The sequence below is a fragment of the Streptomyces sp. SAS_272 genome (assembly GCF_052543235.1).
The window spans coordinates 1-12487 of the sequence record NZ_JBMNDR010000102.1 but is presented as its reverse complement, the minus strand read 5'-3'; the positions used below and the strand labels follow the sequence as shown (position 1 = coordinate 12487).

8 protein-coding genes and 1 tRNA gene are annotated in these 12487 nt (G+C 71.3%); all 9 read left to right on the top strand.

Annotated features, from left to right (window positions below; genetic code table 11):
• Positions 1 to 1053 (top strand): IclR family transcriptional regulator domain-containing protein (locus ACN6LD_RS36670; protein WP_445045412.1); only part of this gene is annotated, 1053 nt, incomplete at its 5' end.
• A 751-nt stretch (positions 1054 to 1804) separates the two neighbouring features.
• On the top strand, positions 1805 to 2890 hold the full coding sequence (locus tag ACN6LD_RS36665; protein ID WP_445045411.1) for a LacI family DNA-binding transcriptional regulator: 1086 nt from the start codon (positions 1805 to 1807) through the stop codon (positions 2888 to 2890).
• A 252-nt stretch (positions 2891 to 3142) separates the two neighbouring features.
• Positions 3143 to 4387 carry a sugar ABC transporter substrate-binding protein gene (locus ACN6LD_RS36660; protein WP_319198498.1) on the top strand — a complete coding sequence of 415 codons (1245 nt, stop codon included), beginning with the start codon at positions 3143 to 3145 and terminating at the stop codon, positions 4385 to 4387.
• Between the two features lie 19 nt (positions 4388 to 4406).
• Positions 4407 to 5390 carry a carbohydrate ABC transporter permease gene (locus ACN6LD_RS36655; protein ID WP_445045410.1) on the top strand — a complete coding sequence of 328 codons (984 nt, stop codon included), beginning with the start codon at positions 4407 to 4409 and terminating at the stop codon, positions 5388 to 5390.
• The gene (locus ACN6LD_RS36650; RefSeq protein ID WP_319198432.1) at positions 5387 to 6229 is read left to right on the top strand and encodes a carbohydrate ABC transporter permease; all 843 of its coding nucleotides are present in this window, start codon (positions 5387 to 5389) and stop codon (positions 6227 to 6229) included. The genes ACN6LD_RS36655 and ACN6LD_RS36650 overlap by 4 nt, the downstream gene beginning before the upstream one ends.
• Positions 6230 to 6529: 300 nt before the next feature.
• Complete coding sequence (locus tag ACN6LD_RS36645; RefSeq protein WP_445045409.1) at positions 6530 to 8293, top strand: amylo-alpha-1,6-glucosidase; 1764 nt, start codon at positions 6530 to 6532, stop codon at positions 8291 to 8293.
• An 83-nt stretch (positions 8294 to 8376) separates the two neighbouring features.
• Positions 8377 to 11571, top strand: coding sequence for an RICIN domain-containing protein (locus tag ACN6LD_RS36640; protein WP_445045408.1), 3195 nt, complete (start codon positions 8377 to 8379; stop codon positions 11569 to 11571).
• A gap of 336 nt (positions 11572 to 11907) precedes the next feature.
• Positions 11908 to 11980, top strand: a tRNA-Arg gene (locus ACN6LD_RS36635).
• Between the two features lie 112 nt (positions 11981 to 12092).
• Complete coding sequence (locus tag ACN6LD_RS36630; protein WP_319188850.1) at positions 12093 to 12443, top strand: hypothetical protein; 351 nt, start codon at positions 12093 to 12095, stop codon at positions 12441 to 12443.
• Positions 12444 to 12487: the final 44 nt, after the last annotated feature.

Genomic DNA, 12487 nt, shown 5'->3' with positions numbered 1-12487 from the left:
CGGTCTTTCCCGCCCTTCCCGCCACCGCCCCGCGCGCTCTCCGACGACGACGGCTTCGCCCGCAGGACGGCCCTGGCCGCGGACGAGGGCTGCGCCCTGGACGACCAGCTGATCGAGCCGGGCCTGGTGGCCGTGTCCGTCCCGGTCCGCGACCCGCGCACCGGGCGGATCGCGTGCGTGGCGAGCGTCGTCAGCCACACGAGCCGCCACACGGCGGAAGATCTGCGCGCCGCCCTGCTCCCGCGGCTGCGGACGGCCGTCGCGGCGATGGAGGACGACCTGCGCGGCGCGCCGGCCGCGGAGTCCGGCCCGCCGCCCGCGGGGCTGGCCGGCTGGACGGGGGCGTCCAAACAGGAACTGGGCCGCGAGTTCGTCGAGTCCCTCGCCCGGGGTCTGACCGTCCTGACGGCGTTCGGCGAGGGAAGGGCCGAGCTCACGCTCACCGAGGTCGCGAAGGCGACGGGGCTCGCGCGGGCGACGGCCCGCCGGGCGCTGATCACCTACCAGCACCTGGGCCTGGTGACACCGGCCACCCCCCGCGCCTTCGCCCTCACCCCGCGGGTCCTCGCCCTCGGCTTCCCGCCGCTCTCCCGCACCTCGCTCCCCCGGATCGCGGCTCCGCACCTGGCGGCACTGGCGGACGACGTCCGGGAGACGACGTCGCTCGCGGTGCTGACCGAGTCACGCGAGGAGATCCAGTACACGGCCCGTGCCGCCGCCAGCCACGTCATGAGCGTGGACGTCGGCGTCGGCACGCGGCTCCCCGCCCACGCGACATCGATGGGCCGGGTGCTGCTGGCGGCGCCCACGGACCCCGCCTCGTCGTACGCCCTGGCGGACGAGGAACTCGAGCAGGGGGTGCGCGCGATCGCCGTCCCGATCCACGACCGCGCGGGCCGCACCGTCGCCGCCCTGAACGCGGCCACGCATGTCGCCCGCCGTACGGTCGAGGAGTGCGTGCGGGACGTCCTCCCGGCCCTGCGGTCGACGGCCTCACGCATCGAGGCCGACCTCCACACGGCAGCCCGTTTCACCCACGTCCCGCTGACCTGACGGATCGTCGCTCCCGAGCTGCTCTTCTCGAGCTGCCCCGAGCTGCTCCGGCCTGCTTTCCGAGCTGCTCCGGCCTGCTCCGAACCACTTCCGATACGCCTCCCGCTTGCCTCTTCCCGTCCCCTGTCCCAGCCCGGCCCTGCCCGGCCCTGCCCTGCCCGGCCCTGCCCAGCCCGTCCATGTCCCGGCCCGTCCCCCGTCCCGGCCGCCTCGCGCCTGTGTGCTCGGCGCCTGGGCAGGTACGACGAGTCCTGACAGCGGCAGTGATCGAACCGGTTCGACGAAGCTAACACCGGAGCCATCGGCCGACAACACTCCGGACGCGACCCCTTGCGCGCCCGCCTCCGCTGCCGGACGCACCCGACACGCCCCCGTCGGCGGCCCCGAGGGCGGCCCTGCGGGCGACTCGACCCTGCGCCGGGCCGGGCCCTACGCCGGGCCGGCAGCGAGGACGCCCCGACGCCGCCCTCTCCCTGACGGCACCGTTCACCCGCCGGGACGAGGTCTTTTCGCCCGGCGGGCCGACCCCATGGCCCGATGGGCGGGCGGGTCCACGCACCGCCGGATCAGGCGGCGTCTCCGCGCTCGCCGGCGTTTCCGGGGTGTTACGAGAAATCCGGCGCGAGGCGTTGACACCCGTCCGGGTTGCTCCTACCTTCACTTCACGCGAACCGGTTCGATGAACGGCCACCCGGCCGAAGTCGTTCCCCGGAACAGTCGAACCGGTTCGATCAACTCGGCAAGGAGTCCCGTGAACATCGGTGAGATCGCCAAGCGGGCCGGTGTCTCGCGGAGCACCGTGTCGTACGCCCTCAGCGGGAAGCGCCCCGTGTCCGAGGAGACCCGCGACAAGATCCAGCGGGTCATCGACGAGCTGGGCTACCAGCCCAACGCGAGTGCGCGGGCCCTGGCCAACGGCCGGACCAACACCATCGGTCTGGTCTTCCCGCCCGCCGGCAACCACTACACCGGTATGCAGCTGGACTTCATCGGCAGCGTGACGGAGGCCGCCGCGGCCTACGACTACGACGTGCTGCTCTCACCGAGCGGCATGGACAGCGACCGCTCGTTCCAGCGGCTGCTGGGCGAACGCCGGGTCGACGGCGCGATCCTGATGGAGATCCGGCTGCAGGACGACCGGCTCGACCACCTCACCGCGCTGGACTTCCCCTCCGTCGCCATCGGCCGCACCGCCCACCCGCAGGGCAGCTGGTGGGTGGGCCTGGACCACACGGCGCTGGCGGCGGCCTGTGTGCACCACCTCGCGGACCTGGGCCATCGCAGGGTCGCCTTCGTCAACCGGCCCGAGCAGCTGCTGCGGGCCGGCTACGAATCGGCCCACCGGGGTCTCGACGGGTTCACCAAGGCGGCCGCGGAACGCGGTCTCACCGTCAGGACGTACTGCTGCGGGGACGACGCCGCCTCGGGCCTCGCCTGCCTGGAGCGGATCCTGCACGACGATCCCGCCACCACGGCGCTGGTCACGCTGAACGAGGCCGCGCTCGGCGGCCTCTACCGAGGGCTGGCGCAGGCCGGCCGCCATGTGCCGCGCGACTTCTCCGTCACCGGGGTCGTGGCCGGCCGGTGGGCGGAGACGGTGACCCCGCAGCTCACCGCGGCCGACGTGCCGGCGGAGCAGATGGGCCGCCTCGCCGTCGACCTGCTCGTCGAACGCCTCGACCACCCCGACACACCGGCCCGGCACCACCTCCTCGCCCCGCCGATCTCGCTGCGGGCCAGCACCGCACCCGCCGGCCCCGCCTCCGCCGGCCCCGGCCTCGCCGAAGCCGCTCCCGCCGAGCGGGGAGCGGACCCCACGGCCTCCACGCACCCCTAGCCGTCACCGGGGGCGCCCTCCCGGCGCCCGCCGCACCCCAACCGTCACCCCGGTCCGCCCCTCCCAGTCCCTCCCCTCCCCTTCCCTCTCCTCTCCTCCCGCCCCGGTTCCCCGGACCCGGAGGCTTCGGACCACCCCTTCCCCGGCACATCCGTGCCGCTCTGACGGCACACCCATGTCTGTGCCGATCTCCCGGGCACATCCGTGCCGATCCCAGGGCACACCCGTGCCGAAACCCATTGAGGAAACGCCATGAACAGATCCGCCGGACGGCGTCTCACCGCCGCAGTCCTGACCGTCGTCGCCGTCACCGCCGGCGCCACCGCGTGCTCCTCCGGAGCGAGCGGCACGTCCGCGAAGGGCTCGGACGGCGGCACGTTCACCGTCTGGGACCCCTACCCCCAGTTCGACAAGGGATCGGCGTGGGCGAAGCTGCTGGACGGCTGCGGCGCCAAGGCCGGCGTGAAGATCAAGCGGACCGCGTTCGACACCGGCGACCTCACGAACAAGGCGCTGCTGGCGGCGCAGCAGGGCAACTCCGCGGACGTCCTCATCGTCGACAATCCGGTGGTGTCGACCCTGGCGGAGGCGGGTGTGCTGACCTCCACCGACGACACCAAGCTGGACGTCTCCACGGTCGACCACAACCTGCTCGCGGCCGGCCAGTCGGGCGGGAAGACGTACGGCACGCCCATCGGCGCCAACACCCTCGCCCTGTACTACAACAAGGCGGTGCTGAAGGCGGCCGGGGTGGACATCTCCTCGGTCAAGGACTGGAAGTCGCTGACAGCGGCGCTCGCCAAGGTCAAGGGAGCGGGCAAGAAGGGCATCACCTTCTCCGCGATCGGCACGGAGGAGGGCAGCTTCCAGTTCCTGCCCTGGTACTGGGGCTCCGGAGCCCAGCTGACGGCACTCGACTCGGACAAGGCGGTCTCCGCGCTGTCGCTGTGGAAGAACTGGCTGGACAAGGGCTACGCCCCCAACTCGGTGATCAACAACACCCAGACGACCAGCTGGCAGGAGTTCGCGACCGGCGACTACGCGTTCGCGGAGAACGGCACCTGGCAGCTCGCCAACGCGGCGAAGGCCGGCTTCGACTACGGCGTCATCCCCGTCCCCGCCGCCACCGGAGGCGACGCCGCAGCCCCGACGGGCGGTGAGTTCGTCACCGTCCCGGTGCAGGACGACACCGGCCGCTACGCCACCACGCAGAAGCTGGTGTCCTGCCTGAGCAGCAGCCAGAACCTGCTCGCCACCGACACGACGCTTTCCTACGTGGCTCCCACCGCCGAGGTCCAGGACAAGCAGGTCGCGGCCGACCCCGGACTCAAGCCCTGGGTCGACGCGGTGCACGCCGCCAAGGGACGCACCAGTGACGACCTGGGCACCAAGTACCCCAAGATCTCCGAGCAGTTGTGGAAGGCCGTGCAGTCCTCCCTCAGCGGGTCCGCGTCACCGAAGGACGCGCTCACCGCAGCCCAGTCCGCCGCCAAGTGACCAGGACCCCGGCCAGCCGATGAAGCACACGACAACGTCGCCGGACCGCCGGCCGGTACGCGACCGGAACGGGGCGGCACCCGCCGCCCCGCCCCCGGCCCACCCCCCGGCCCGGCGGCGTCCCGCCTCCCCGCAGTGGGCCGCCTGGGCGTTCCTGACCCCGGTGACCCTCTACCTCGTCCTCTTCTACGCCTATCCGCTCTACCGCAACATCGACCTGAGCCTGCGCCACTACACCGTGCGCTCCTTCGTCCGGGGCGACGCGCCGTTCACGGGCCTGGCCAACTACCGGATCGTGTTCGACGACCCGACGTTCGCTCCGGCGCTGCTGCACACGGCGGCGTTCACCGCCGTGTGCCTGGTCTTCCAGTACGCGATCGGCCTGGCGCTCGCCGTCTTCTTCAACCAGAACTTCCGGCTCTCCGCCACTCTGCGGGCGCTGTTCCTGGTGCCGTGGCTGTTGCCGCTCATCGTGTCGGCGTCGACCTGGTCGTGGATGCTCAACAGCGACTCCGGAATCGTCAACGCCGCCCTGCACGCCGTCGGCATCGGGCCGGTGAACTGGCTGACCTCGCCGTCCTGGTCGCTGGCCTCGGTGATCATCGCGAACATCTGGATCGGCGTCCCCTTCAACCTGGTCGTCCTCTACAGCGGTCTGCAGTCCATCCCCGCCGGCCTGTACGAGGCGGCCGCGCTCGACGGAGCGAACGCCTGGCAGCGTTTTTGGCGCATCACCTTCCCCCTGCTGCGGCCGGTGTCCGCGATCACCCTGCTGCTGGGCCTCGTCTACACGCTCAAGGTCTTCGACATCATCTGGATCATGACCAAGGGCGGCCCGGCCGACTCGTCCACCACCTTCGCCACCTGGTCCTACCAGCTCGGCTTCGGCAACCTGCTGCCCGCCTTCGGCCCCGGAGCGGCCGTGGGCAACCTGCTGGTCGTCGCCGCCCTGGTCTTCGGCCTGATCCACGTCCGGGTCCAGCGAAAGCAGGCACTGTCATGACGCACGCACGGACGGTCCCGAACCGTCGCCGCCGCACCTGGGTGAAGACGGCCGTCGGGGTGCTGCTGACCACGGTCATGCTGTTCCCGGTCTACTGGATGCTCAACGTGTCCTTCACCCGCGACCAGGACATGCGCAAGAGCCCGCCGGACCTGTTCCCCGCCCACCCGACCCTGGAGGGCTACCGGGCCGTCGTCGACCAGCAACTGCCCTACCTCGGCACCAGCCTCGTCATCGGCCTCGGCACGGTGGCCCTGACCGTGGCGCTGGCCGCACCCGCCGGCTACGCGCTGGCCAAACTGCGTCCGCGCGGCCGCGGGATCCTCAACTTCGTCCTCCTGGCCGCCCAGATGATCCCCGGCATCATCATGGCGATGGGCTTCTACGCCATCTACCTGCAGCTCGGCATGCTCCAGTCCGTACCCGGCCTGATCGTCGCCGACTCGACGCTGGCCGTCCCGTTCGCCGTCCTCATCTTCACCGCGTTCATGTCCGGCATCCCCGGCGAACTGCTGCAGGCCGCGAAGACGGACGGGGCCGGACCGCTGCGCACCTTCTGGGCGATCGTCCTGCCGATGAGCCGCAACTCCGTCGTCACGGTGTCCCTGTTCGCCTTCCTGTGGTCGTGGTCCGACTTCGTCTTCGCCAGCACGCTCGTCAACGGCGGCGCCCACGAACCGATCACCCTCGGCATCTACCACTACATCGGCAACAACAACCAGCAGTGGAACGCCATCATGGCCACCGCCGTCGTGGCCTCGCTGCCGGCCGCGGTCATCCTCGTCCTGGCCCAGCGGTACGTGGCCGCCGGCGTGACCGCCGGCGCCGTCAAGGACTGACCCCGGCACCACCCGACCACCCGCACCACCATGCCGTCCCGCACCACTCGCACCGCCCCGCACCACCGTGCCGCCCCGCACCACCCGACCACCCCGCACCACCCCGCACCACCCGTGCAGCCAAGCACCACCCGTGCCGTCCCGCACCACCAATGCCGACGCCCACCACCCCGTGCCGACGCCCCCCGCCCGTGTCGCCGCGCTCCCCACGAGCCGCCGTGCGAGCACCGTCGCCCCGTCCGGCTGACCGCGATCCGCGAACCGCCGACCGCCCCCGCACAAGAAATGAGTGCCGCCTCCATGACCGCCGCACCGGCCGGCCCGGCCTTCTCCGTCCACGACATACCCTTCAGCACGCACGGCTCCTGGTTCGGCGTCTCCCCCGTGCTGGCGGAGCGGACGCTCGCCGAGGACCTCCACCTCGTCTCGCACCAGAACGGCATGCACGCCGTCCTGCGCCTCGTCCCCCTCGACGCGGCGACGGGCGAGCGGGCGGAGACCTCCGTAGAGGCGACGCCGGGCCTGCTCGGCTGGACCGGCGCGGCCGGGCGCGTGGACCTCGCCTACGAGTCCCCGGACACCGTGCGCGTGCACGGCGAGGGACTGGACCTGCGCGTCACCGCGGCGGCGCATGCCCTGACCCCCTTCGGCGGGACCTACTTCTACCGCGATCCGGTGGACGGCGCGCACGTGTTCACCTCCTACGAGACCGGCCGCCGCTACCGGATCACCGTGCTGTCGGGCACGGTCACCGCCGTCTCCGGCTCACAGGCGCTGGGCGCCGGCGACCGCGGTCTGACGGTCGCCGCCGGGGCCGACGGCTCATGGGAGGTCGCGATCGAGGAACTCGACACCGCACGACCGCCCTTCCACTCCCCGGCGACGTTCGGCGAGGTCCGGGAGGCGGCGCGCGAGCTGTTCGCCGGCTTCGCCGGCACCGTCGCACCCTGGCGCTCGGAGGCCACCCCGGCCGCCGAACTCGCCGCCTACGTGGTGTGGTCGGCGACCGTGTTCCCGGCCGGACTGGTCACCCGGCCCGCCGTGCTGATGTCCAAGCACTGGATGGACAAGGTGTGGAGCTGGGACCACTGCTTCAACGCCCTTGCCCTGGCGCCCGGTTGCCCCGGACTCGCCTGGGACCAGTTCTCCCTCCCCTTCGACCACCAGGACGCCGGCGGCGCGCTCCCCGACTCCGTCACCCACTCCGAGGTCCTCTACAACTTCGTCAAACCGCCCATCCACGGATGGGCCCTCGGCCACCTGCGCCGACGGCTCCCCGAGCCGCTCACCCGGGCGCAGCTGACCGAGGCGTACGACCGGCTGACCCGCTGGACGGACTTCTGGCTCACCGCGCGTCGCGCACCCGACGCCGCCCTGCCCCACTACCAGCACGGCAACGACAGCGGCTGGGACAACGCCACCACCTTCGACCCCGGACGTCTCGCCGTCACCGCCGATCTCACCGCCCTGCTGATCCTCCAACTCGACGAACTGGCCCGGCTGGCCGAGGAACTGGGCTGCCCCGAGGACGCCGGGCGCCGTGCCGCCACGGCCGACGCCCTCCAGGCGGCCCTGCTCGACGAACTGTGGGACGGCGAACGGTTCCTGAGCCGCCCGGCCCACGGCGGAGCCCGCACCCCCAGCGCCAGCCTGCTCGACCTGATGCCGATCGTGCTCGGCGACCGTCTGCCCGCCGCGGTCCGCGACCGGCTGGCCGAACGGATCGAGGCCCACCTCACCGCGTTCGGCCTGGCCACCGAACACCCCGCCTCCCCCCACTACGAGCCCGACGGCTACTGGCGCGGCCCCATCTGGGCCCCGGCCACCGTCCTCGTCGAGGACGGCCTGCGCCGCGCCGGGCACACCCGCCTCGCGGACGAGATCAGCGCCCGCTTCCGCGCCCTGTGCGAGTCCTCGGGCTTCGCCGAGAACTTCGACGCCCTGACCGGCGAGGGACTGCGCGACCGCGCCTACACCTGGACCGCGAGCAGCTACCTCCTCCTCGCCCGGGACCACGAACGCCGCGGCGCGAAAGCCGGGGCAGCCGTCACCACCGTCGCCTGACCCGCAGGCGACGCCCACCCACACGTCCGGCACGGGGGCCGGCACAGCCACAACCAGCCCCATCCCTGAAGGGACGTAAGCACATGCCAAGACTCGGGCAAAGGCGCTCGGCCAAGAGACGCCTCCTCCACGGCATCACCAGGACGCTGCTCCCGCTGGCCGTGGTGGCCGGCGTCACCACCGTGACGGCGACGCCGGCCTCCGCGGCCACCCCCACCCTCACCGTCGACCTCGGCACCACCACCGGAGCCTTCCGCGGCGGCGCGTCCGGGGCGCTGTACGGCCTGTACGGGCCGGACGTGCCGACGAACAACCTCATCGAGGGAATGGGACTGCAGACCACCAACACCAAGTACCAGGACGGACAGCAGCACCCCGGCTCGGACGCCCTGGAGGTCGCCAAGCCCTTCGTCGACAGCGGCGGCAGGGACGTCTTCATCTACATGACGGACGTGTACCGCAACACGTACGAGCGCGCGAGCTACGCGGAATACCAGGCGAACGTGAAGAAGCAGGTCGAGCAGGCGAAGGTCAGCCCCTACGCGAGCCACATCGTCTTCGTGCCCTACAACGAGCCCGACATCGGCTGGTTCAACGGCATGCGCACCAACTCGACGGCGCTGGCCGCCTTCAACTCCGAGTGGCGGCAGACCTACGACTTCATCAAGGGCATCTGGCCCCAGGCGCGGCTGGCGGGGCCCAACAGCGCCGGCTACAGCGACTCCTCCCTCAGGGGATTCCTCACCTACTGCAAGGCCAACAACTGCCTGCCCGACGTGGTGACCTGGCACACCCTGGGCAGCCCGGCCGACGTCCGCGGCACCGTCAACGCCTACCGCGCGGTGGAGACCGCCGCGGGGATCACCTCCCCGATCACCGTCAACCTCAACGAGTACGCCCACCGCTACCACCTGACCGACCCCGGCCAGATGGTCCAGTGGATCGCGGCCCTCGAGGACGAGAAGGTCGACGGCAACCTGCCGTACTGGAACATCAACGGCAACCTCGGCGACTCCGCCGCCGCCCAGAACACCCCCAACGCCCAGTGGTGGCTGTACAACTGGTACAGCTCCATGAAGGGCGGCAACACCGTCAAGGTCACCAGCACCGGGGCCGACGCCGCGTACACCCTCCAGGGCGTGGCGAGCCTCGACGCGGCCAAGAAGCAGGCCCGCGTGATCCTCGCCGGCGGCGGCACCAGCGGCGCCTCCAGCACGGTGATCAAGAACATCGACCCCGCGGTCTTCGGCAGCACCGTGCACGTCAGCGTGTTCCAGGACCGCTACAGCGGCTACATCGGCGCGGCGGCCACCCCGACCCGGCTCTCGGACGCCGACGTCGCCGTGGGCTCCGACGGCTCGATCACCCTCCCGCTCACCCTCGACGCGATGTCCGCGTACCAGGTGATCGTCTCTCCCGGGGGCACCGGCAGCGCCACCGCCTCCGACAGCACCTGGACGGGCACGTACGAGGCCGAGAACGCCACGCTCAGCGGCAGCGGCTACAACATCAACACCGAGGGCACGACCGGCAACGTCAGCAAGTTCGCCACCTCAGGCGCCAAGGACGTCGGCGGACTGCGCACCGGCTCGACCACGGTGATCTCCTTCCCGGTCTCCGTGCCCACCACCGGCGACTACGACCTGTCGGTGTTCGGCAACAGCTACGCCAAGGACCCCGACGTCAAGGGACCGACGGACGTGTACATGCGGGTCGACGGCGGCGCCTCGACCAGGATGGACATGCCGGTGGGCTTCCAGTGGGTGGTCTGGGGGCACAGCGACACCACCGTGCACCTCACCTCAGGCAGCCACACCATCACCCTGGCCACCACCGGTGACAACGGCGCGAAGACCACCGGCGACGCCCTCGTCGACAAGATCGACCTGCGGTACAAGAACGCCGCGGTCCAGGGCACCACGCTCTACGAGGCCGAGCAGGCCGCCCTCTCCGACAGCGGCACCGCCGCCTACACCTCGCAGGGCCAGTCCGGCGCGGGCGCGGTGAACCTCACCTCCGGCAAGTCCGCGACGTTCTGGGTCTACTCCGCGCAGGACGGCTACGCCGACGTGACAGCCCGCTACCGCAACACCGGCCAGGCCGCCCTCACCGTCAACGGCAAGGCAGCCGACGACCAGACCCTCTCCGGCGCGACGACCGGCGCCTGGTCCACCTCCACCAACCGGGTCCACCTGACCGCCGGCATCAACAAGGTCGAGGTCGCCGGCACCAGCGGCACCCTGGCCCTGGACGACCTGGCCGTCACCCCGTTCGGCGCCGGCGACGCCGTCACCACCGGCAACGTCGTCACCTACCAGGCCGAGAGCGGCGCCCTCACCGGCACCGCGGCCGCCGACACCACCTACACCCAGGCCGACGGCGGAGTCGTCACCGGCATCGGCAACGGCACCGCCAACTCCCTCACCCTCAACGTCAACGCGCCCACGGCCGGCGCCTACGCCATGACCATGCGCTACGCCGACGCCGAGGAACTGCCCTCCAACCACTACAACCCCGACCTGTACGCCGAGCACGCCGACGTCAGCGTCAACGGCGGCGCCGCCACCCGCGTCAACTTCGCCAGCACCCTGCACTGGAACCAGTTCGCCACCCACACCGTTCCCGTGACCCTGGCCAAGGGCGCCAACACGGTGAAGTTCACCGCCTCACAGCTCTACAACTACGACGGCACGACCATCGGCGTGGTCTACTCCGGCGGCGGGAGCGACATCGGCCAGCCCATGCGCTCCAGCTCCGCGCCCCACCTGGACGAAGTCTCCTTCGCCCCGCAGAACCTCCACATCGGCGCCGCGACCGGCTTCTCCTCCACGGCCGTCGCCCAGCACAGCTCGCTCTGCCTCGAGAACCCCGGCCGGTCCACCGCCGACGGCACCCAGTACCGGCAGAACACCTGCGGAGGCGGTCAGGAGCAGCTCTTCGACTTCCACCCCGCCACCGGCCCCGCCGACACCTACACCGTCGTCAACCACTCCAGCGGCAAGTGCCTCGACATCTCCGAGGTCTCCACCGCCAACGCGGCCGCCGTCCAGCAGTGGACCTGCACCGGCGCCGGCAACCAGCGGTTCACCCTCCGCCCGGTGACCGCGCTCGGCAACAGCCACGACTATCAGCTCGTCGCCGTACACAGCGGAAAGTGCGTCGACGTCAGCACCGTCTCCACCGCCCCCGGCGCCCTCGTCCACCAGTGGACCTGCGACACCGGCAGCACCCTGACCACCAAGAAGAACCAGATCTGGCGCCTGCTCGGCAAGTCATGACCGCCCGCGTCTGACGGTTTGCGCCCCCCTGTCCCGTCCGCCCCGGAGGTGCAGTGCGCTGCACCTCCCGGGCGGGAGGGTGCTCCCTCGTGGCGACAGGCGGCCGACGACATCGTGCAGGACGACCGGAGGACCCGCTCCGCCCGATACACCAGCGCCCGTCCGAGCCTCGATCCGGTAGTCTGTGGATCGAGCGCCCCGACGGGCGCTGCGGCGTGTCACGCGGGCTCCGCCCACCACCTCGCCGCAGCTGCTGCCTCAGGTCGCTCAGGGCTTGACCGAGAGACCTGGCCACGACTAGTGCACCGAGTCCGGGCAAGGTCTCACCCAAGCCCCGCCTTCGTAGCTCAGGGGATAGAGCACCGCTCTCCTAAAGCGGGTGTCGCAGGTTCGAATCCTGCCGGGGGCACAGCAAAGCACCAGGTCAGGAGCCCTTCCGTCCAGCGGACGGGAGGGCTCCTGCGCTTGCAGCACACATATGGCACACACGCCAGCGCGCGGACGGTGGGGAGCTGTGCAGGATGCCCGTCAAGGATGATCTGGCCCGGCGACGGTACGAGAAGCTGGTCGACCGCCTTGAGTCGCTGATGCGGGCCGCCCTCAAGCCCGAGTACCAGGGCTACTACGGGCAGCTGATACTGAGCGTCGACGATCTTGCGGAGATGGGCGAGCTGAAAGACGTCCGGCGTGCCGCTCGGGAGGCGGGGCGTCGTCTCGACTGGAAGACGACCACCCGTCTCGTCAGTGGCCGGCTCTTCGTACTCGACGAGCGGGAGGTGCCCGAGGAGATCGAGCAGTTGGCCGGGGATGCCGCCGCTGCTGCGATTGACCGGGCCTGGCAGGAAGGCCGCCGACCGCGCGGGCTGACCTGATCCGAGGAAGACGCAAGGGGCCGCCCCACCGCATCAGCGCGGTG

What these genes read in the sequence shown, in the direction of transcription:
- ACN6LD_RS36660 (WP_319198498.1), top strand. Translation starts at nt 3,143, where the DNA reads ATGAACAGATCCGCCGGACGGCGTCTCACCGCCGCAGTCCTGACCGTC.
- ACN6LD_RS36645 (WP_445045409.1), top strand. Translation starts at nt 6,530, where the DNA reads ATGACCGCCGCACCGGCCGGCCCGGCCTTCTCCGTCCACGACATACCC.
- ACN6LD_RS36655 (WP_445045410.1), top strand. Translation starts at nt 4,407, where the DNA reads ATGAAGCACACGACAACGTCGCCGGACCGCCGGCCGGTACGCGACCGG.
- ACN6LD_RS36650 (WP_319198432.1), top strand. Translation starts at nt 5,387, where the DNA reads ATGACGCACGCACGGACGGTCCCGAACCGTCGCCGCCGCACCTGGGTG.
- ACN6LD_RS36630 (WP_319188850.1), top strand. Translation starts at nt 12,093, where the DNA reads ATGCCCGTCAAGGATGATCTGGCCCGGCGACGGTACGAGAAGCTGGTC.
- ACN6LD_RS36640 (WP_445045408.1), top strand. Translation starts at nt 8,377, where the DNA reads ATGCCAAGACTCGGGCAAAGGCGCTCGGCCAAGAGACGCCTCCTCCAC.